Genomic DNA, 20,493 nt, shown 5'->3' on the forward strand with positions numbered 1-20,493 from the left:
CGTGTTGTACCGCCAACCGTTCAGCACCCGTGTATTCAGTTGGACGACGTTGCTGATGTAGGTGGGGGTGTGGTCAGGCTTTGGAAGCACGGTCGTAGCAGGTCGATGATCTGCTCGGGGGAGGCGTCTGCGAGGTGCGTGAGGCGCAGCAGGTACCGCTCGGCGATCACGCCGTGGATGATCGCGCTGAGCAGGCTGGCGCGCAGGTCGGCGTCGGGCGTCGTGATGGTTTCGGTGAGCTGGTTGAGCTGGGGTTCCGCGGCGGCTCGGTAGCGGTCTGCGGCGTCAGCGTTGGTGAGCATCGATCGCAGTACGGCCAGGGAAGCCGTTGGCTCGCTGTTCAGGCGCCGGTTCAGGGACGTGAGGAGTGCCTCGGCCACCTCGCCTGACCTGCCGCCGGGCAGTTCGTCGGCGGGCACCTCGGCGGCGCGGGCGAAGAGCAGGTCCTTGCTACCGAAGTAGTGCATGACCAGGCCGGCGTCGACGCGGGCGGCCGCGGCCACAGCCCGGATCGTGGTCCGGTCGTAGCCGAGTTCGGCGAACATGTGGCGCGCCGCGGTGAGGATGCGCTCTTCGCTCTGTTGGCGCTGCTGCGTTCTGGTCAGGCGCGGCCCTGGTTCGGTCACAACTGCATTCTACGGACGTTGACTAGTGACTCTGGTCGTTCTACGCTCGTTCAATCAACAAGCGTTGAACGAAAGGAGTGGTCATGACCGTTACGTCACGGGTCGTCGTCGAGCAGTTGTTGCGCGCGAGCCTCGCGCAGGACATGGAAACCTTCATTAGCCTGTTCGCGCCGGACGGCTTCATCGAGTGGCCATACCGACCGGATGGCGTCCCGGGCCGCCTTGAGGGTCGCGACCAGGTCCGCGAGTTCCTCATAGGGCAAGCCGGCGCCCTCGTCAAGTTCGACGAGTACCGCAACACCGTCATCTACGAGACCACCGATCCGCAGGTGGCGATCGTCGAGTACGAGGCGTACGGCACCGTCATCCCCACAGGTGCACCGCTGCACCAGACGATCATTGCCGTGCTGCGGATTCAGGACGGTCTGGTTGTCTCGTACCGCGACTATCTCAACCCGCTGGTATTGGCCGAGGTCCTCGCCAGCGTTGCTCGCGGATAGCCGGAATTCTCAGCCGGATTTGACCCGCCGGTCGATTTCGAGCTCGAGACCCTTAGCTGCTCCGCAAGCAGACGGCCATGCGGGGGTTTTGGATGCCCTCGCAGGCATGCACGGTCGGGACGGGTAGACCGTGTGACGGCGAGCAGTCCCGCGTCGGCGTGAGGTACGTCGGCGAAATACGGCAGCAGTGCCGTTGTCCGGCTTGAAGGAACGGGAGACCTCGCTACTTTCGATCACCGTCACACCGGCGATCAGACGGCCCGGCTTGCCAACACGCCTTAGTTGAACTGGCCTGGAAGCGGCTGGGGTCCTAGTGAACGTTGAAACACGGACGGACCTCTCGAGGCTGGCAGCGTTGCGAAGTGATCGGCCGGCGCCTCCTCGTTGAACGCCATTCAAGGGCGGTGGTTCAGTTCGTGCTCGACTCTGGCCGGCAAGTAGTCGCTGACGTCGGTGTCTTTGGAGAAGTAGTCGCGCAGCAGGCCGGTGGTGTTTCGTCTCCGCCGCGGCGGAGACGATCCGGCCGAGGCTCGCCGAAAGCCTGCGCGAGGTGCTGCGCCAGCGTGACGAGCTCGCACGTGACATCGAAAAGCTGCTTGATGCGCACCCGCTTGCCTCAGCCTTGACCCCGATGCCCGGCATCGGGGTCAGGACCGCATCCCGCATCCAGCAGCATCCCGCGGTGAACACCTATCCAATGGCGGGAAAAAAAAGCTGCAACTCGCGTTCCTCCTGGCCGTGTTCGCGTCCTTGTCACATCCGCCTTCACTGGCCTTCTACAACCGCAAACGCGCCGCCGGGAAGCGCCACGACGCCGCCCTCATCTGCCTCGCCCGCCGCCGCGTCGACGGCCTCTACGCCAAGCTGCCGCTTGAGGTGACCGTAGGGACATCCCCAGCGATCCGCGGTTCCACAACTTGTCGCAAACGCCCGACCAAATCGGCGCTGGCGCTCAGCACGCCGACTCGGCGCACGGCCCACATCGACGGCTACTGGAATCCTTACGTCCGGCCGTTGCCTCGTCGCGAATTATCGCCGAGTCAGCCCGCGCCGCTACCGCACGGCCGACGAGTTCAGTAGATCGAGCGACGGCTTCCTGCGACCGCCACACCTCGATCTCAAAGTTGCTTCGCCAACCAGTCCCCATGTCCTACGACAATGTCCAAAAGGCGGAGCGCCGACAATCAGCCACACGTTCGAGATGCACTCATACCCTCGTGCGGCGTTTCCATGAAGCGCCAACTGTGCACCGCCGAAGAGCACTCCACGCTTCGTGAATACGATGAAGGACCAGCCAAGGCAGACAGTCGGCCCGCGCTCAGAGCCGGGCAGACTGCCCGACTTCGTCACCGTGCAGCGGCGAGCGCGCTCCGGCAGCAGGTCCCGACGAGCGCACCGAACCCGACGGCTGCCGCCTCGTCCAGCTCATCGTCACCCAACGCATGCTGCACAACGCGGCACCCTGCAGGTCTGTGAGGTCGATGATGACCGTCGCCCGTCGTGCGCGATCGCGTCCTGCGCTGCAATTTGTCGCGCCGCCGTGGGGTTGTCGAGACTTTCCGTTACGGTGATCAGCCCCGATCGGCGGCCTCACTGATGGCGCAGATCGCTGCGGCTCGTCCACCGGTTCGCGCAACGGTCCGGAGGTGGGCTGGTGCCTAGTGGGCCGGGCTGGTCGATCACCCTGCGACGCCGGCGGCAGATCCGGCCCGGCTCGGACGGGCCCCGGCCGGACCCGAGTTCGCTACCGCGGAGCCGACGTCCTTCGCTGGGCGCAAGGCCGGTGCTTCTCCGCGGTCCCCTCACCTAGCAGCTCGCATACCTGTTGGGGCCACCGCGGCGAGCACGGGTAGTCATCGGCGGTGGCGGGCATGGTTCGTCTCCGGGCGGGTAGGCGCCGGCAATGGCAACGGATTTCACGTACGGGGGTGCACATGTCTGAGCGCAACACGGTTCTGCGATCGATGCACGACGCCGGGCTCGCTACCTGGTTCGGCGGGTCGTTGATGGGCGCGGTCGGGCTCAACGGAGCTGCCGCCACAGCGGACGATCCAACCGAGCGGCTGAAGATCGCCTCTGCCGGGTGGGGCCGTTGGACGCCAGTCAACGCCACAGCGATCGGTAGCCACCTCGTCGGCGCCGCCGGCCTGCTTGCGAGCAACGCCGACCGGGTCGCCGGCGATAAGCGTGTGGCGGCGATGAGCGCGACCAAGACGGGCCTCACGGTCGCCGCACTCGCTGCCACCGCGTACAGCCGCGTGTTGGGCCGCACGATCGAGAAGGCCGGCGGGGCGCCGGTCCAGGGAGTCACTGAATCAGACCCGCGCACACCGTCCGATCTCGGTGCGGCCCAACGCCGGTTGCGGGTGGTGCAGTGGTCGATCCCGGTCCTCACCGGCGCGCTGCTGGCGATCAGCGCCTTGGCCGGCGAACAGCAGAAGACCACATCGAACAGGCCACGTGTGTGGGATAAGATCAGAATGGCCCTGATGTAGGACCTTGCCGCCGAACTCGGTCGAACTCTTAGTCGTCCGAGGCCTCGCTCAGCGTCAGAACGTCATCAGTTCATCCTACGGAACCTCGACAGAGGATCACAACCGAGTCCTCGAGCCCCAGCTGTGACTGGACTGGAGCAACAGAGAAGGCGCGCCGGTGTGGGTTGGAGAGCCGCCAGACCGGCCGCCGCCACTTTCGCTCTCGGTCTCTCATCTGCGATCCAGTACCTCGCCCTCACACCAGCCGCAATCCCGCCCGTCGGCAGCGCCTGGTTTGCCGCCGTCACGGTGATGGCCCAGGCATGTGGTGGCGGCGGGCGTTCCACGGCCCGGTCAACGATCTTGCGGTGGGCGATGCCGAGGAGCCAGCCCCGCCCTCGGGCGTGGCCGACGCCGTCGGAGCGAGCGGAGCTGGTCGCCGACCTACGGTAGGCGGTGCCGAGCAGGTAGCCGCGGGCAGGGTCGAACCGTCGCGGCCCATCCGGGCTGGGACGAAGATGGCCTGGGCGAAGTCCTCGCCGTCAGCCGAACCCCGTAAGTATCCGGGCGGCCAAGCGATTGACGGCTTCGGCGTAGCAGCCGTACACGGGGCGAAGCTGTCCGGGCGCCGCGACGAGCGCCACCGGGTCGCCGCGGCTGGTCTCGGCCCGCGGCCGGGCTCGCTGCTGGCGGGGGTCATGGTAAGAGGGCGGTGGTCCGCGGACCGACAAGGCCGATGGCGCCTGATCACTCTTTGCCGGAGCTCGCGAACTCGCCCGTCTTGTCATGGATGGCGAACGGATCTGGGGGTGGAAGAGGTGGAGACCCCAAGCCCATCAATGCGGCGCGGCCTTCCCCATGCCGACTGGTGCGATTGGGCATCAGCTCCCACCACCGTCGACTGGCCGAAGCCCGTCGTCGAGCAGAAACGGCACGCGAGGAGGTCTCCTTGCGGTCCTCATGCGTGTACGAACCGTGGAACGCATGACGGAGGCGCACTCCATCGCCGTCAAAGTGGCATCGTCCGGTGGCTGGCTGCGCGTCGAACGACTCCTACTCGGCCAGCGCGAACAAGCCAGCGCTTGCTCAACTTCATCGGCGATCCGGCAGGCCAAGACGAAGTCGGCAACTTCCGGTCCACATCACGACCGGCCTAGGGCGCGTTTCGTAAGGCTCGTCAGAGCCATTCGCTGATGATGGCGATGGTCAGGACGGCTTGGTAGAGCACGGCGAGTTGGTCGTAGCGGGTGGCGACGCCGCGGTGGCGTTTGAGGCGGTTGATGCCGCACTCGACGGCGTGGCGTTGCCGGTAGCGGATCGGGTCGAATGCGGGTGGGCGTCCGCCGTTGGAGCCTTTGGCTTTGCGGTGGGCGTCCTGGTCGGCCTTGCTGGGGATGCACGCGGTGATGCCGCGGGAGCGTAGATGGCTGCGGTTGGCTTTCGAGGTGTAGGCCTTGTCGGCCAGGACCAGGTTCGGTCGGGTGCGCGGATGTCCGCCACCGACACGGGCGACGCGGATCTTGCGCAGGACCGGGATGAATTGGGGGCTGTCACCGCGCTGCCCGGCGGTGACGATCATCGCGAGGACCTTCTGGCCCTGCTCGCAGGCCAGGTGTGTCTTGGTGGTCAGCCCGCCACGCGATCGGCCGAGTGCGTGGTCGGCGGGCTCGTCGTGGACGCCGCCGGGTGGTTCCTGCTGCAGGTGGCCGTCACGGCGGGCGCCGGCGGCGTGCTGGTGCGCACGGCTGGTCGTGGAGTCGACGCTGACGTCCCAGCCGATCCGGCCCGCGGCGTCCGCGCGCGCCTGCACCGCGGCGAGGACGACGTCCCAGGTGCCGTCACGTTGCCAGCGGCGGAACAGCCCGTAGATGGTCTGCCAGGGCCCGTACTCGGCCGGGACGTCCCGCCACGGCGAACCGACCCGGATCCGCCAGCGGATCCCGTCGATGAGCTGCCGTCTGTCCCACTTCGGCGGACGACCCATCGACGGCTGTGCAGGCAGCAGCGGCGCCAGCGCCGCCCACTGCGCGTCGGTCAGGTCGTGCCGCCTCGTCACCGCTAAGGTGGCCACGAGGTCTCCGGTATGAAGTTCTGCTTGGTCGCTGAACCCTCTACCGGAGACCTCTTCAGTTATCGATCACCGCCACGCCGGAACCTGGCCCCAGCCCCACTTCTGAAACGCGCCCTAGCCGCAGCCGCGTGAACCGCCCCGATACACGACGTGGCTGAACAGGCCTCAGGGCCGCGGAACACGGCGTCGAACCAAAGTCGGATGGCGTCGGCGGCCGGCCCCGGCTGGTCCGGCCGCCGACGGTGAACGACCGTCCAGCAGGCGCGCCCCCGGGCCGCTGGACGTGATGTCACCGGCGGACCATGCCGGCAACGAACAGGCGCTTGCCCGCCCGGAGATCGCGCAAACCTCACCCACCGGTGGGACCGGTTGCGCTGCCCGCCTGGTGCAAAATTGGGCGGTCATCCGGGCGGGATTGCTATCTGACGACTGTTCGGGTACCTGCCGGTGGTGCAGGAGCTTCTCAGCCTTCCGCGGATACCCCGTGGCGGACTGATCTGGCAGGTCACCATGTTCAGTCTGGCCGCGAGCGCGGTTGTGGTGTTCGCCGCTGCGGTCACGGTCCTGGCGAGTCCGTCGAGCACCGTAGGGATGCGGGTCCGGGACGGCCGGATCCTTGAGGCTGACGGTCATGACCTCGTGATCCGCGGGATCAATCACAGTTATCTGTGGCATGCCGACCGGCGTCAGGTGTTCGCCGACATCAAGGCGACCGGCGCGAACACCGTCCGGGTAGCTCTGGCAGGCGGTGAGGTATGGCCAGCGACCCCGAAGGGGCAGGTCAAGGCCATCGTCGCGCAGTGCAGACTGCATCGGCTGATCTGTGTCCTGGACATACACGACACCATGGGCTGGGGGCAGGAACCCGGCGCGGCGACTCTCGGCCAGGCCGTCGACTCCTGGCTGAGGCTACGATCCGTGCTATTCGGTGCAGAACGGTATGTCATCCTCAACATCGGCAACGAACCCGCCGGCTACCACGTCACCACCACATGGTCCGCGGACACCGTCAGCGCCGTCCGGCGGCTACGCGACGCCGGCTTCAAGCATCTGCTCATGGTCGACGCGCCGGACTGGGGCGCCGATGAGACCCACACGATGAGCGACAACGCCGCCGCATTGCTCGCCGCTGATCCGGCGCACAACATTGCGTTCAGCATCCATATGTACGGCCCGTACAACACATGGCAGAAGGTCGAGGACTACCTCACGTCATACACGCGGCGCAGGCTCGCGGTCGTGGTCGGCGAGTTCGCCGCCACCCACCCCTACGGCGACCCGGACGAAGACGCGATCATGTCGATCTGCAGCACTACCCGCACGGGATATCTCGGCTGGTCGTGGAGCGGCAACGACACCCAGAACCACACCCTCGACATGGTCAACGACTTCGACCCCCGCCATCTCACCCCCTGGGGCGAGCGGTTCATCAACGGCCCTGACGGCATCCGCGCGACCTCGACCGAAGCTGCGACGTTCAGCGACCCAAGCGGGACCGACCCGCGATGACCGGATCCACGCCAGGTTCCCGTCGGGACATCAACGACCGTTACAGCACGCGGGCCCGCCGCCGACCTGCCGCGAACCGCCGCCTGGTGGATGGTGATGTGCCCTGATCGGTGGCGACTGCTTCTCCACCCTGGGCTACCGGCCGGGCATCGCCGCAGTTGCTACGGGCTGCTGTCACCGGCGGCGATGATGGTCCTGGTACCGGTGACGCTGCTCGGGGTGGCTTCGGGGCGGTCACGTGATCACAGCCAAGTGGTCCACGGGATTCTGTGGAAGCTGGGCACGGCGCGCCGTGGTGGGACGTGCCGGAACGGTACGGGCCGTGGAAACGTGCCACGAGCGGCTGCGGCGATGGACCGCGGACGGCACCTGGGCGCGGATTCTGGCCGCGGCGCAGGTCCACGACGACGGCCAGCCGGTCGAGTGGACCGTGTGTGGACTCCTCGGCCGTGCGGGCGCACCAGCATGCCGCCGGCGCCCGGTAGCCCGGTGTAGGCACCGAACGCGGTAGCAATCTGGCTGCCCGCCAGGTGGTCGGTGGCCGATGTCCGGACCGGCAGGACGTCCTGGACGCGTGCCCGGCCGAATGTCGGCGACCGCCGGCCGAGCCGGATCGGCCGCCATGCCGTAGGTTCCGTGTTGTACGGCAAATACTCGTGCCCGGCCAGGTTGTCACAGGTCGTTCCGCACGGCCACAGACGAGAGGCGGCCACGACATGCAAGCGGCGCGGGACAAGCGGCCAGCCGGCCCGGATGAGGACCTCCCGGCCCTGTTCGGCCAGTCCACCGCCGTGTTCGCGGCCCTTGCCGGGCCGACGCACCTGCTCCAGGCGGCGAACCCGGCGTTCTTCGCGACCATCGGCGAGGAACGCGCCCGTACCGGCGTCGCCCTTGCCGAACTCATGCCCGAGCTCGCCGGTCAAGGCTTCATCGCGCTCCTGGACGACGTGTACCGCACGGGCCGGCCCTACACCGGCAGGAACGTCCGCGTCGTGCTGGGCGACGGCCCGGGTGCCCGCGAGGCGTACTTCGACTTCACCTACGAGCCGCACCGGGACAGCGCGAACACCACGACCGGCATCCTGGTGATCGGTGTCGAGACCACGCAGATCAAGCACGCCCAGCAGCTGATGGCCGAACACCGTGCCCTGCTGGAGCAGATCGCGCGCCAGGCGCCGCTGGCCGAAGTCCTCGACGGGATGGCCCGCAGCATCGAGGACCTCACGCCGCAGGAGGTCCTCGTCTCCGTGCTGCTCGCCGACGCCGACGGGCGGCACCTGCGGCACGGCGCCGCCCCCAGCCTGCCCGACTTCTACAACGAGGCCATCGACGGCATCGCCACCGGCGAAGGGGTCGGGTCCTGCGGCACCGCGGCGCACCGCCGCGAGCCGGTCATCGTCACCGACATCACCACCGACCCGTTCTGGGCCGAGTTCAACGACCTCGCCGCCCGGGCCGACCTCGCCGCCTGCTGGTCCACACCGATCCTGGCCCGCGACGGCGCCCTGCTCGGCACGTTCGCCATGTACCACCGCACGCCGCGCGTCCCGCAGGACACCGATCTCGCCCTCGCCCGGGTCTTCGCCAGCACCGCGGCCCTCGCGATCGAACGCCACCACATCGAACAGGCCAGAGCGGCCGCCGAAGCGCGAGCCGAAGCGGCCCGCGACGAACTGGCCGAGGCGGTCCGCACAGAGCAGGTCCTGCGCGCCGAGGCCGAGCAGCGCGCCGCCGCGGCGGCGGAGCTCGCCGCCCGGATGCGCGCCGCCGCGGCCGCCCAAGCCGCCACATCCCGTCCGGACCGCTGCCAACTCGGTGGTACCCGCGGCTGCACCGACCCGGCCGAAATCAAGATCGCGGACTCGTGGGGCGACGCCGCGTGGGGATGCCCCGCCCATGTCGAGGAGGCGATCCTCAACGTGCGGACCGCGTTCATCGCCAGCGAAGAGCTCGGTGGCCTCGCGGCATACCTCGGCCGCTGAACATGCCGATGGCCGGGATGCGGAGGTCCGCATCCCGGCCATCAGTGGTGCCGTACGGGGTCGACGGGCCTCGACCCGACGGCGGTGATGCCGGCGCGTGCGGGCGCCGGCATCGGGTTGGTCAGCGGCGGTGCCGGCCGCCGTACTCGTGCGCGACGAGCACGTAGCGGCCGCTGTGGCCGACGCGGTAGCAGTCCGAGTCGTCCCAGGCTCCGCGCCGCTCACCGATCCAGCCTGCGACGTTGCAGGCGCGCTTGCTCTGGAAGGTGCGCACGGTCCAGGACTGGACCCAGTTGCCGTTGCGGTGGCCGTCCCAGTTGCCGTGCCAGCGCCCGTCGGGGCCCGGCCGGCCGTGGTCGCCGCCGTTGCGGTCGTTGTCGTGGCCGCCCGGGTGCGGCTGCGTGACCGTCGACCGCTCGCTCGGTACCGTCGCAGCTGACGCCGCCTGCGCGCCCATGCCGACGACCGCTCCCGCCGCCATGGTCATGCCGGCCAGCGTCAGTACGCGCTGAATGTTCCGCATTGCAATCCCCCCGTGTTGTTGTGACGATGTGGCTACTTTAAGTAGTTTCCGGGGACGGATCTGGACAAACCACTCATACGTTCCGTTTGTCTTGGTCACCCGTACGGAGGGCCCGGGCCGTCCATTCAGCGAGTGCGCACCTGATCAAACGCGGTCACCTCGCGCGGATGGGGGTGGACGCGGAGGGGCTTGGCGAGCATGGATGCATGCGCGAGGACCCGATCACGCGGACGACGCTGCTCGACGAGTCGCCGCCGTTCATCCCCGACTCGCCCGAGCTCATGACGGTGCTGATCGAGGTGCCGCCGGGGGAGAGCATCCCGCCGCACCGGCACTCCGGACCGCTGTCCGCCTACGTCCTCGAAGGTGAGATGACCTTCGAGCTGGAGGGCCAGCCGGAGCGGGTGGTCCGGGCCGGTGAGGCGGTGTTCGAGCCGGGCGGTGACCTCATCCACTACCAGACCGCCAACAACCAGCCGGACACCTGGCTGCGGTTCCTGGCCACCATGATCATGACGCCGGGTCAGTCGATGCAGACGCTGGTGAGCGAGGCGGAGCTCGAGCAGCGCCGCGACCGGCGTGCACCGCGGCGGTAGCTGCCCATGGTGCTGCACAGTGGCCGCCCGCCGCGGCGCAGGGACGCCGACGGTGGCGGGAACCCGTTCACGACCGTGGCCAACCCGGCGCTGGCCGACGAGGTGGCCGCTCCGCGCGAGGCGCTGGCCGAGGATCCGGTACCGGCGGACACGGCCTGGCAGTTGGTGCACGACGAGCTGATGCTGGATGGCAACGCCCGGCTGAACCTGGCCACGTTCGTCACGACGTGGATGGAGCCGCAGGCGACGCGCCTGATGGCCGAGTGCGTCGACAAGAACATGATCGACAAGGACGAGTACCCGCAGACGGCCGAGTTCGAGCGGCGCTGCGTGCGCATCCTCGCCGACCTGTGGCACGCCCCGGTGCCCGCCGACGTGATCGGCTGTTCGACGACCGGTTCCAGCGAGGCCGGGATGCTCGCCGGCATGGCGCTCAAGCGGCGGTGGGCCGCCCGCCAGAAGCCGGGAAGCGCGGGCCGGCCGAACCTGGTGATGGGCGCCAACGTACAAGTGTGCTGGGACAAGTTCTGCAACTATTGGGAGGTCGAGCCGCGGCTGGTGCCGATGGAGGGCGACCGGTTCCACCTGTCGGCGCAGGAAGCGGTGGCGCACTGCGACGAGAACACCATCGGCGTCGTCGCGGTCCTCGGCTCCACGTTCGACGGCAGCTATGAACCGGTCGCCGAGATCGCGGCGGCGCTGGACGGGCTGCAGCGCCGTACCGGATGGGATGTTCCGATCCATGTCGACGGCGCCTCCGGTGCGATGATCGCGCCGTTCCTGGACCCGGACCTCGCCTGGGACTTCCGGCTCGGCCGGGTCGCGTCGATCAACACGTCGGGGCACAAGTACGGCCTGGTCTACCCCGGCGTCGGCTGGGTGCTGTGGCGCGACCGGGACGCGCTGCCGGCCGAACTCATCTACGAGGTCAACTATCTCGGCGGGGACATGCCGACGTTCGCGCTGAACTTCTCCCGGCCGGGCGCGGAGGTCGTCGCGCAGTACTACACCTTCTTCCGGCTCGGCCGGGCCGGCTTCCGGGCGGTGCAGCAGGCGTGCCGGGACGTGGCCGTGTACCTGGCCGGTCAGATCGCCGCGCTGGGCCCGTTCCGGTTGCTCAGCCGCGGCGACGAGCTGCCGGTGTTCGCGTTCACCACGACCGGGGACGTCAGCGCGTTCGACGTGTTCGACGTGTCGCGGCGGCTGCGGGAGCACGGCTGGCTGGTGCCGGCGTACACGTTCCCGGCCGACCGTACCGACCTCGCCGTCCTGCGGATCGTGGTCCGCAACGGCTTCACCCACGACCTCGCCGACCTGTTGCTGGACGACTTGCGCCGGCTGCTGCCGGAGTTGCAGGCTCAGCCGGGACCACTGCACCCGTCGGGCGGCCAGCCGGGGTTCCACCACTGATCCTGCAACGGGAGGACCTGCGCATGTGCCGGCTGTTCGGGCTTTCCGCGGTACCGCAACGCGTCACCGCCACCTTCTGGCTCCTCGACGCCCCGGACAGCCTCGCCGTGCAGAGCCGGCGCGAACCGGACGGCGTGGGCCTGGGCGTGTTCGCGCCGGACGGCAGCGCGGTGGTGCACAAGCGCCCGGTGGCCGCCTACGCCGACGCCGAGTTCGCGCGAGAAGCCAAAGAGGAAGCCAGCGGTACCTTCCTGGCGCACATCCGCTACGCCAGCACCGGCGGCCTGAGCCCGCAGAACACCCACCCGTTCCTGCAGGACGGCCGGCTGCTCGCGCACAACGGGGTGGTCGGCGGCCTCGACCGGCTGCGTGACGAGGTCGCCCCGGTCGCCGATCTGGTGCACGGCGACACCGACTCGGAGCTGGTGTTCGCGCTGATCACCGCGCACGCCCGCCGGGACGGTGACCTGGGCCGGGCGATCGCGTCCGCGGCCGGCTGGATCGGGGCGAACTTGCCGGTGTACGCGCTGAACCTCATCATCACCACCCCGACCGACCTGTGGGCGCTGCGGTACCCGGAGACCCACGAGCTGTGGGTGCTGGACCGCCCCGCCGGCGGGCAGCACGGCCACCGCTACCTCGAGCACGCCAGCGCCTCGGGCCGGGTCCGGGTCCGCTCCGGCGACCTGTCCGCCGCGCCGTCGACGGTCGTGGCCAGCGAGCCGATGGACGAGGATCCGCACTGGCGCCGCCTGGACCCGGGCGAGCTGCTGCACGTGGCCGCGGATCAGCGCAGTACCAGCCGCATCGCCCTTCCGTCACCACCCGCGCACCAGCTGCGCCTCGCCGACCTGCACCCCCAGGCGGCCGCCTCGCAGCGCGGCGACAGTCTCAGATCCGCGCACACGCCCTCGTGACGGCGGCCCGGAGGCTAGGGGACGACGCGGTCGCGGATGCTGTCGAGCACCGCCTCGGCGGCCCAAGCGGCCGTGTCGGCGATGTCACGCCGGTCCATGCCGAACTCCCGGCGAAACGTCACCCAGGTCGCGGCGGAGTCGAGGTGGGACAGGGCCGCGATGACGGCTCGGCGCTGCGCCGGGTCGAGCGATGGCACCTCGACGTCCAGCAGCCGCTCGAGGTGCTCCCGGCCGTGCGACGGCGCCGCGCCGTTCACGCCGCGCATCGCCGTCTCGGCGACAACGTGCGCGAGTTCCGGCCGTTCGTCGTAGCGCTGCATCGCGTCGCGGATCGCGAGGGGGATGTCGAAAATCGAGTGCGACTCCTCGCGGACGAACACCGTCGCCTCGATCCACACCGCGGTCGCCAGCAGTAGGTCGACCCGGGTGGGATAGTTGCGGAACACCGTGCGCTCGGCGATGCCGGCCCGGCGGGCGACCAGCCGGTACGACACGTCGTCGCTGCCGACCTCCTCGATCAGTTCGGCGTAGGCGGCCAGGATCGCCGCCTGCGTGCCGGTCAGCTCCGGCACGGTCGTCGAGCTGCTCACGGCTCGGCCCACACCGCATCGGGCAGCTTAGCGAGCACCGTGCCGACGGCGCGGTCGAAGGCGTCGCAGATCTCGCCGGCATCCAGGTCGAAGCCGGTGCGCAGGCGGGCCCAGAACATGGCCGAGGAGAAGTACCGCAGCGATGCCGCGACCCGCCGCCGGTCCCGCCGGTTGAGCGTCGCGGCCGACACGTCGAGCATCGCCTCGATCGCGCGCGTGATGAAGGCGGGCTCGGCGTCGAGCGTCAGGGAGATCGTCGATGCCCGGGCGCCGACGAAGGCGTAGGCGGGCAAGGCGTCGAAGGCGCGGAAGCGCTCGTGCACGGCGGCGCGGAAGTCGGCGACGGTCACGAACGGGGGCAGCGGGAAATGGGTCTGCTCGATCCAGGTCGACAGGGCGACGAGCAGGTGCGCGCGCGTCGGGTACTGGCGGTAGACCGTGCGCTCGGAGATGCCGACCTCGTCGGCGAGGGCGCGGTAGGAGATGTCGTCGAACGTGTGCTCGCGCAGCAGGACCGCCGCGCTCGCCAGAATCGCGGTCGCGGTGTCGACCTGCTCTTCCATCACGTTCCCCTGCCTCGATCGGTCGCCCGGTGCGGGGAGCCGGTGACGTCCGGCGGGAGCACGTAGCGATCGGAATCGTCGAGCGTGAGCGCCAGCGACGAGACGTACTGCACCTGCCCGTGCGCCCCTCGCTGGGCCGAGGCCAGCATATCCGGTCGTTCGAACATGTACCCGGTGACGTGGCAGCGCAGCCGCTCGCCGGAGGGGTTGCCGTGCTCGTCGAACAGGGGAGAGTCGATGCCGTCGGAGCGGCGGCGCAGGTAGTAGCGGCCCCGGGTGGTGAGGGCCATGGCCGGCGTGGTGACGAACGCGACGCTGATCGCGATGAGCACCGAGAACGGTTTGACGGCGGGGCCGAGCAGCCCGGCGAACGCGAGCAGCGACAGCACGGAGGCGAGGCCGACCGACACGAGGCCGACCGGGTTCCAGTCGTGCAGCATGCCGCGGCGGAACTCCGGGAAGCGCGGCGAGATGCGCAGCACCCACTTGTTGATGGCGATGTCGGTGGCGATCGTGACGAGCCAGGCCATGACGACGTTCGCGTACAGGCTCAGGACGAAGGAGATGAGGGTGAAGACGTCGAGCATCATGAGCCCGTAGGCGATCACCAGGTTGAGCAGCACGAAGATCGTGCGGCCCGGGTAGTGCTTGGCCACCCGGGTGAAGACGTTGGACCAGGCGAGCGAGCCCGAGTACGCGTTCGTCACGTTGATCTTCACCTGGGCGACCACGATGAGGACGAGGGCGAGGGCGACCGCGAGCCAGTCGGGGAACAGGGTCTGATACATACCGACGAACTGCTTGACCGGTTCCGTCGCGGAGTGCCCGAGGGTGGGATCGACCTTCACCAGGACATAGACGGCGAGAAACACCCCGATCATTTGTTTGGTACTGCTGAAGATGACCCAGCCCGGCCCGGACAACGCGAACGACGTCCACCACGAGCGGGCGTTCGACGGCGTGCGGGGCGGCATGGCCCGGATGTAGTCAATCTGCTCGGCCAGCTGCGGGGTGAGGGCGAAGCAGACGGCCGCGCTGGACACGACGGCGCCGAACCGGATCGAGCCGTCGGAGGTACCGTTGAACGACGTGAAGGCGCGCACCGACTCGGGGTCGGAGAAGAGGATCCACAGCAGCGGCAGCAGGGCGAGGGCGAGCCACAGCGGCGTGGTCCAGAAATGCAGGCGCTCCAGCGCGCGCATGCCGTAGATGACGATCGGGATGACGACCACGGTCGAGATGAGGTAGCCGAGCCACAGCGGCGTCCCCGTCGCCACCTGCAGCCCCTGCGCCATGATGGCGCCCTCCAGGGCGAAGAAGATGCAGGTGAAGCCGGCGAAGACCACGGTGGTGATGATCGAGCCGTAGTAGCCGAATCCCGAGCCGCGGGCGATGAGGTCGAGGTCGAGGTTGAAGCGGGCGGCGTAGTAGGCGACGGGAACGCCCACGATGACGATGATGACCGACGCGAACAGGATGCCGAGCACGGCATTGAGCGTGCCGTGGTCGATACCGACGCTCGCGCCGATGGAGAAGTCGGCGAGGAACGCGATGGACCCGAGGGCGGTCGCGCCGACGGAGGCCGCGCTCCAGCGCCGGAAGGTGCGCGGCACATATCGGAAGGCGTAGTCCTCGAGGCTGTCCTCCGCGGCCGCGCGCGCGTTGCCTGTCCTGCTCACAGTGGCATCCCCTCACGCGCCGGGCGTGGGGCATCCTCCGGGTTCGTTGTTACGAAGCTGTTGCAGGCCCGGGAACCGGGAATGTCGGCTCAGATCGCCATGGCGGCCCGCACGGTGGAGACGGCGGCCGAGCCGCCCTCGTCGGTCTGGGTGACGAAGCCCGAGGCGAGCACGACGTACCGCTCGGCGGCCTCGAGGGCGAAGCCGATGTGCTGCTCGACGAGGAGCACGCTGATGCCCTCCGCGGCCAGCTGCACGATGGTCCGCTCGATCTCGGCGACGATCGTGGGCTGGATGCCCTCGGTCGGCTCGTCGAGGATCAGCAGCTTCGGCTCGGTGATGAGCGCGCGGGCGATCGCGAGCTGCTGGCGCTGCCCGCCCGAGAGCAGGCCCGCCTTGCGGGCGGCGAACTGCTCCAGCGCCGGGAAGCGAGCCAGCTGCGCGTCGATGAGGGCCTTGCCGCGCCGGCGGCCGTCGGCGACGAGCTGCAGGTTCTCCAGCGTGGTGAGCTGGCCGAACGCCTGCTGGCCCTGCGGCACGTAGGCCATGCCACGCGCGACGCGCTTGTTCGGGGCGAGCGACGCGATGTCCTCGCCGTCGAAGTACACGCGGCCCTTCGTCGGTTTGATGAGCCCGATCGCGACGCGCAGCAGCGTCGTCTTGCCGGCGCCGTTGTGGCCGAGCACGGCCACGACCTTCCCGGCCGGCACGGTCACCCCGTGCAGCACCCGCGTGCGCCCGTAGCCGGCCTCGATGTCAGTGAGCTCAAGCATGTGAGTCCTCCGTGTGATGCCCGACAGCGGCCGCTTCCGGCACGGCCGACATCGCGGCCGTCGTCGCCGCGCCCGCCGTGCCGAGGTACACCTCCTGCACCTTCGGGTCGGCCTGCACCTCGGCCACCGTGCCGTGCGAGAGCACCTTGCCCTGGTGCAGCACTGTCACCCGGGTGGCGAAGCGGCGCATGAAGTCCATGTCGTGCTCGACGACCAGCACGATCCGCTTCGCCGCGACGCGCTGCAGGAGCTCGCCGGTTGCGGTCCGCTCGTCGTGGCTCATGCCGGCGACCGGCTCGTCGAGCAGCAGTACCCGCGCGTCCTGCACGAGCAGCATCGCGATCTCCAGCCACTGCTTCTGGCCGTGCGACAGGATGCCGGCCGGCGTCGCGAGCTCGCCGGTGAGCCCGGTCTCCTCGAGCGCCTGCTCGATCGACGGGTCGACGCCACGGCGGGTCCGCAGCAGCGAGGACCAGTGCCGGTGGCGTCCGGCGGCGATGTCGAGATTCTGCAGCACCGTGAGCTCGTTGAAGACGCTGGCGGTCTGGAACGTGCGGCCGACGCCGAGCCGGACGATCTTGTGCACCGGCCGGCCGAGCAGCTCCTGCTCGCCGAGCCGGGCCGACCCGGTGGCCGCCGAGAGCCCGGTGATGGCGTCGATGCAGGTGGTCTTGCCGGCGCCGTTCGGGCCGATCAGGAACCGGACCTCGCCCGGGTGCGCGTCGAAGGAGACGCCGCCGACCGCGACGAAGCCGGAGAACTCGACGTGGAGGTCGGTGACGACGAGCGAGGCGCCGGTCATGACGTCGCCTCCTCGAGCTGCCGGGCGTCGGTCGCGGGTGCGGGTGCGGGCTCAGGAGCCGGCCTCCGGCGCGCTGCGGTGAACCTGGCGGGCAACGAGGACAGTCCTTTCGGCAGGAAGAGGATGACGACGATGAACAGCAGGCCGATGATGTAGGTCCAGCCGTCGGGCCAGGTGGAGCCGAGGCTCGACTGTCCCCAGCCGACCGCCATCGCACCGAGCGCGGGGCCGAAGAGCGAGGCCCGGCCGCCGAAGGCAACGCCCGCGATCATGAGGATCGACGCGGCCGCGCCGATCTCGGCCGGCGTGATGATGCCGACGATGGGCACGAACATCGCCCCGCCGATGCTGGCCATCAGCGCCGCGCCGACGAAGGCGGCGAGCTTGATGTTGGCCGGGTCGTAGCCGAGGAAGCGCACCCGCTCCTCGGCGTCGCGGGTGGCGACGAGCAGCTCACCGAAGCGGCTGCGGTAGAGCTGCCACACCACGACCAGGCACACGACGAGCAGTCCGGCCGTGATGAGGTACACCATGTTCCGGTTCGCCGGGTCCTGCAGCACGAAACCGAAGAAGTACTTGAAGTCGCTGAGCCCGGTGTCGCCGCCGGTCTCGCGGATCGTGGAGCTGATCAGGGTGGCGAGGGCGACGGCGAGCGCCTGGGTCAGGATCGCGAAGTACGCGCCCTTCACGCGGCGCTTGAACAGCGCGTAGCCCAGGATGCCGGCCACGACCACCGGGAGCAGCACGATCGCCAGCAGCGTGAACACCGTGCTGCGGAACGGCTCCCAGAACGCCGGGAGCGGCGCGAGCGGGTCGTAGAGCACCATGAACCCCGGGACCCCGTCCCCGGCGGTCTCCAGCGTGAGGTGCATGGCCATCGCGTACGCACCGAGGGCGAAGAACACGCCCTGCCCCATCACGAGCATCCCGCCCCGGCCCCAGGCCAGGCCGATGCCGACGGCGGCCATCGCCCAGCAGCAGTACTTGCCGAGGTTGCCGAGCCAGTGATCGGTGAGCACGGCCGGGGCGACCGCGAGGAGCAGGACGGCGAACACCCCGATGCCGGCGAGGGAGAGCCAGGGCTTCAGCTTGGTCATACCAGACTCCTGGTCCGTACCGTGAACAGGCCCTGCGGGCGCAGCTGCAGGAAGACGATCACGAGGATGAAGGCGAGCACCTGCGCGAGGCTGCCGGTCGTCCAGTAGGCGAAGCACGACAGGCCGACGCCCACCGCCCACGCGGCGACGATGGTGCCCTTGAGCTGGCCGATGCCGCCGGCGGCGACCACGAGGAAGGCCGGGATGATGTACTGCGCGCCCATCTGGGAGTTCGTGCCGCCGACGAGCGACGCGGCCACCCCGGCGACCCCCGCCAGCCCCGAGCCGACGAAGAACGTCAGGCGGTCGACGGTACGCGTGGAGATCCCCGCGGTCTCGGCGAGGTCCCGGTTCTGCACGGTCGCCCGGATGCGGCGCCCGAACGAGGAGTACTTGAGCCAGGCCGCCAGCGCGGCGACGCAGACGGTCGCGAGCAGGATCGTGAACACCTGCCGCAGCGGCCAGTCGTAGCCGAGGATGGTCAGCTGCCCGTCGAGCCAGCCCGGCTTCTCCACCGGGACGCCCTGGGACGGGAAGATCTGCAGCGCCGCCTGCTGCAGGATCAGGCTGACCCCGACCGTGACGAGCAGGGTGTCGAGGGGCCGCCGGTACATCCACTGGATGATGCTGGCCTCCAGCAGGAGACCGAACAGTCCGGCGACGACGAACGCGACCGGCAGCGCGAGCGGGATCGACAGATCGCTGGAGTCGATGACCTGCTGGACGAGGTAGGCGGTGAAGGCGCCGATCATGAGGAACTCGCCGTGGGCCATGTTGATCACGCCCATTTGACCGAACGTGAGCGAGAGACCGAGCGCGGCGAGCAGGAGCAGCGCACCCTGTGCGCTGCCGTTCAGCAGCGGTGGAATCAATGCGTCCACGTGCTCTCGCTTCCTGTGCGTGGAGGGATTCCGGGCACGCGGGGTTGCCGGCCGCAGCGACAGGCAACCCCGCGTCCGAACGGGGGTGGAGCGATCAGCCCGCGGCCTTCACGAGCTGGTCGCGGACGTTCGCCGGGAACCAGTCGTAGCCGTTGAGGAACGGGTCGGGCTTGATGAACTTGTCGGAGGACCAGACGATGTCGAACTGCTTGTCGGCGTTGATCTGGCCGATGTGACCCGGCTTCGAGATGTGGTGGTTCTCGCCGTCGAGCGTGACGGTGCCCTCCGGCGCGGCGAACGTGATGGTGTTCTTCTTCGCCGCGGCGTTGATCGCGTCGACGTCGAACGAGCCGGCCGCCTCGGCGAGCGCCTTGTACAGGTACAGCGAGATGTAGGCGGCCTCCATCGGGTCGGAGGTGACGCCGCTGCTCTTGGGGTAGGCCTTCCAGCTCTGGATGAACTTCGGGTTGGTGTCGGTCTTGAGCGACTGGAAGTAGTTCCAGGACGCGTAGTGGCCGGTGACCTCGTGGCCCATCGCCGGCGCCTCCTCCTCGGCGATCGACACCGAGATGATCGGCGTCGTCGCCGCTGTGAGGCCGGCGTCGTAGTAGGCCTTGATGAAGCCGACGTTCGACGAGCCGTTGATGGTGTTGAAGATGAAGTCGGGCTTGGCCGCCTTGATCTTCGCCACCTGCGTGGTCCAGTCGTCCTTGTCGAGCGGCACGTACTCCTCACCGACGATCTGGATGCCGAGCTTGGCCGCGTAGAGCTTGATGATCGCGTTCGCGGTGCGCGGGAAGACGTAGTCGCTGCCGGCGAGGAACAGCCGCTTCACCCCCTTGGAGGCGAGGAAGTCCATCGCCGGGATGATCTGCTGGTTCGTGGTCGCGCCGGTGTAGTAGATGTTCGGCGACGCCTCGAGGCCCTCGTACTGCACCGGGTAGAAGAAGAGGCCGTTGTTCTTCTCCACGACCGGCTTCACGGCCTTGCGGGAGGACGAGGTCCAGCCGCCGAAGATCGCGCCGACGCAGTCCTGGGTCAGCAGCTTCTCGGTCTTCTCCGCGAAGGTCGGCCAGTCCGTGGCGCCGTCCTCCTGGACGTACTGGATCTTCTTGCCGAGGATGCCGCCACCCGCGTTGATCTCGTCCGCGGCCATGTGCAGCACGTTCGAGACGGTCTTCTCGGAGATCGCCATGCCGCCGGTGAGGGAGTTGAGGAAGCCGAGCTTGATGGTGCCGCCGGAGGTGTCGACGCAACTGGGTCCGGCCGACTTGCTGCTGGCGGTCGCTTCGTCGCCGGCGCGCGCGCCACAGCCGGCGAGCACGAGGGCCACGGTCGTCGCGAGGGCGCCCGTGGTGACAAGCATGCGCAGCCGCTTGCTGGTGGTGGACATATGCGGGAACTCCGTTCCTGGTCAAGGAGGCGTGCTGCCGGGGTCCGCAGCCGGCTGCTGCAGGTGAGAGCAGATTGGTCCCATGTCATTACTCTGACATTTCTCGA

General features: G+C 69.0%; 18 protein-coding genes and 3 pseudogenes. 10 read left to right on the plus strand and 11 right to left on the minus strand.

Going from position 1 to position 20,493, the window contains the following annotated elements; genetic code table 11:
* Positions 1-35 precede the first annotated feature (35 nt).
* Positions 36-626, minus strand: a complete 591-nt coding sequence (locus ACQP00_RS19875) for a TetR family transcriptional regulator (protein ID WP_433221176.1) — start codon at positions 624-626, stop codon at positions 36-38.
* An 83-nt stretch (positions 627-709) separates the two neighbouring features.
* Between ACQP00_RS19875 and ACQP00_RS19880 the strand changes: the two genes are divergently transcribed.
* The 4 genes and pseudogenes from ACQP00_RS19880 (at position 710) to ACQP00_RS19895 (ending at position 3,621) form a co-directional block, all read left to right on the plus strand.
* A complete protein-coding gene (locus ACQP00_RS19880; protein ID WP_433221178.1) occupies positions 710-1,126 on the plus strand; it encodes a nuclear transport factor 2 family protein in 417 nt (138 codons plus the stop codon).
* A 508-nt stretch (positions 1,127-1,634) separates the two neighbouring features.
* A pseudogene (locus tag ACQP00_RS19885) lies at positions 1,635-1,793 on the plus strand (IS110 family transposase); the annotation flags it as partial.
* Between the two features lie 8 nt (positions 1,794-1,801).
* Positions 1,802-1,993 (plus strand): annotated as a pseudogene (locus tag ACQP00_RS19890) (IS110 family transposase); the annotation flags it as partial.
* 1,067 nt (positions 1,994-3,060) lie between these two features.
* Positions 3,061-3,621 (plus strand): hypothetical protein, encoded by a 561-nt coding sequence (locus ACQP00_RS19895; RefSeq protein WP_433221180.1) that lies wholly within the window; start codon positions 3,061-3,063, stop codon positions 3,619-3,621.
* Positions 3,622-4,777: 1,156 nt separating this feature from the next.
* Here ACQP00_RS19895 and ACQP00_RS19900 read toward each other — a convergent pair.
* A complete protein-coding gene (locus tag ACQP00_RS19900) occupies positions 4,778-5,671 on the minus strand; it encodes an IS5 family transposase (RefSeq protein WP_433221182.1) in 894 nt (297 codons plus the stop codon).
* 450 nt (positions 5,672-6,121) lie between these two features.
* On the opposite strand from ACQP00_RS19900, the gene ACQP00_RS19905 reads away from it, so the two are divergent.
* The 3 genes and pseudogenes from ACQP00_RS19905 to ACQP00_RS19915 all read left to right on the plus strand — a co-directional run bounded on the left by ACQP00_RS19905 (position 6,122) and on the right by ACQP00_RS19915 (position 9,162).
* Complete coding sequence (locus ACQP00_RS19905; protein ID WP_433221184.1) at positions 6,122-7,180, plus strand: cellulase family glycosylhydrolase; 1,059 nt, start codon at positions 6,122-6,124, stop codon at positions 7,178-7,180.
* A gap of 216 nt (positions 7,181-7,396) precedes the next feature.
* Positions 7,397-7,662, plus strand: a pseudogene (locus ACQP00_RS19910) (transposase); the annotation flags it as partial.
* Positions 7,663-7,896: 234 nt separating this feature from the next.
* Positions 7,897-9,162: a GAF domain-containing protein gene (locus ACQP00_RS19915; protein WP_433221186.1), complete on the plus strand. Its 1,266-nt coding sequence runs from the start codon at positions 7,897-7,899 to the stop codon at positions 9,160-9,162.
* Between the two features lie 121 nt (positions 9,163-9,283).
* Here the strand turns inward: ACQP00_RS19915 and ACQP00_RS19920 are convergent, their stop codons facing one another.
* Positions 9,284-9,685, minus strand: coding sequence for a hypothetical protein (locus ACQP00_RS19920; protein WP_433063082.1), 402 nt, complete (start codon positions 9,683-9,685; stop codon positions 9,284-9,286).
* Between the two features lie 206 nt (positions 9,686-9,891).
* On the opposite strand from ACQP00_RS19920, the gene ACQP00_RS19925 reads away from it, so the two are divergent.
* From ACQP00_RS19925 to ACQP00_RS19935, 3 genes are read left to right on the plus strand one after another with little or no spacing between them, the layout of a single operon-like run.
* Entirely contained in the window at positions 9,892-10,281 is a 390-nt protein-coding gene (locus ACQP00_RS19925; protein ID WP_433221188.1) for a cupin domain-containing protein, read from the plus strand.
* A 6-nt stretch (positions 10,282-10,287) separates the two neighbouring features.
* Positions 10,288-11,691, plus strand: coding sequence for a glutamate decarboxylase (locus ACQP00_RS19930; protein ID WP_433221190.1), 1,404 nt, complete (start codon positions 10,288-10,290; stop codon positions 11,689-11,691).
* Between the two features lie 23 nt (positions 11,692-11,714).
* Positions 11,715-12,608 (plus strand): class II glutamine amidotransferase, encoded by an 894-nt coding sequence (locus ACQP00_RS19935; protein WP_433221191.1) that lies wholly within the window; start codon positions 11,715-11,717, stop codon positions 12,606-12,608.
* Positions 12,609-12,622: 14 nt separating this feature from the next.
* Here the strand turns inward: ACQP00_RS19935 and ACQP00_RS19940 are convergent, their stop codons facing one another.
* The 8 genes from ACQP00_RS19940 to urtA form a co-directional block, all read right to left on the minus strand.
* Entirely contained in the window at positions 12,623-13,198 is a 576-nt protein-coding gene (locus tag ACQP00_RS19940; RefSeq protein ID WP_433221193.1) for a TetR/AcrR family transcriptional regulator, read from the minus strand.
* On the minus strand, positions 13,195-13,761 hold the full coding sequence (locus ACQP00_RS19945; RefSeq protein ID WP_433223914.1) for a TetR/AcrR family transcriptional regulator: 567 nt from the start codon (positions 13,759-13,761) through the stop codon (positions 13,195-13,197). The genes ACQP00_RS19940 and ACQP00_RS19945 overlap by 4 nt, the downstream gene beginning before the upstream one ends.
* Complete coding sequence (locus tag ACQP00_RS19950; protein ID WP_433221195.1) at positions 13,761-15,440, minus strand: purine-cytosine permease family protein; 1,680 nt, start codon at positions 15,438-15,440, stop codon at positions 13,761-13,763. The genes ACQP00_RS19945 and ACQP00_RS19950 overlap by 1 nt, the downstream gene beginning before the upstream one ends.
* 89 nt (positions 15,441-15,529) lie before the next feature.
* Positions 15,530-16,213, minus strand: a complete 684-nt coding sequence (locus ACQP00_RS19955) for an ATP-binding cassette domain-containing protein (protein WP_433221197.1) — start codon at positions 16,211-16,213, stop codon at positions 15,530-15,532.
* A complete protein-coding gene (gene urtD / locus ACQP00_RS19960; protein WP_433221199.1) occupies positions 16,206-17,015 on the minus strand; it encodes an urea ABC transporter ATP-binding protein UrtD in 810 nt (269 codons plus the stop codon). The genes ACQP00_RS19955 and urtD overlap by 8 nt, the downstream gene beginning before the upstream one ends.
* Complete coding sequence (urtC, locus tag ACQP00_RS19965) at positions 17,012-18,112, minus strand: urea ABC transporter permease subunit UrtC (protein WP_433221201.1); 1,101 nt, start codon at positions 18,110-18,112, stop codon at positions 17,012-17,014. Before urtC ends, urtD begins: the two co-directional genes overlap by 4 nt.
* Positions 18,109-18,993, minus strand: a complete 885-nt coding sequence (urtB, locus tag ACQP00_RS19970) for an urea ABC transporter permease subunit UrtB (protein WP_433221203.1) — start codon at positions 18,991-18,993, stop codon at positions 18,109-18,111. The genes urtC and urtB overlap by 4 nt, the downstream gene beginning before the upstream one ends.
* Before the next feature lie 94 nt (positions 18,994-19,087).
* Positions 19,088-20,386 carry an urea ABC transporter substrate-binding protein gene (urtA, locus tag ACQP00_RS19975; RefSeq protein WP_433221205.1) on the minus strand — a complete coding sequence of 433 codons (1,299 nt, stop codon included), beginning with the start codon at positions 20,384-20,386 and terminating at the stop codon, positions 19,088-19,090.
* Positions 20,387-20,493: the final 107 nt, after the last annotated feature.

Source organism: Dactylosporangium sp. CS-047395, assembly GCF_050942185.1.
Taxonomy (GTDB): Bacteria; Actinomycetota; Actinomycetes; order Mycobacteriales; family Micromonosporaceae; genus Dactylosporangium.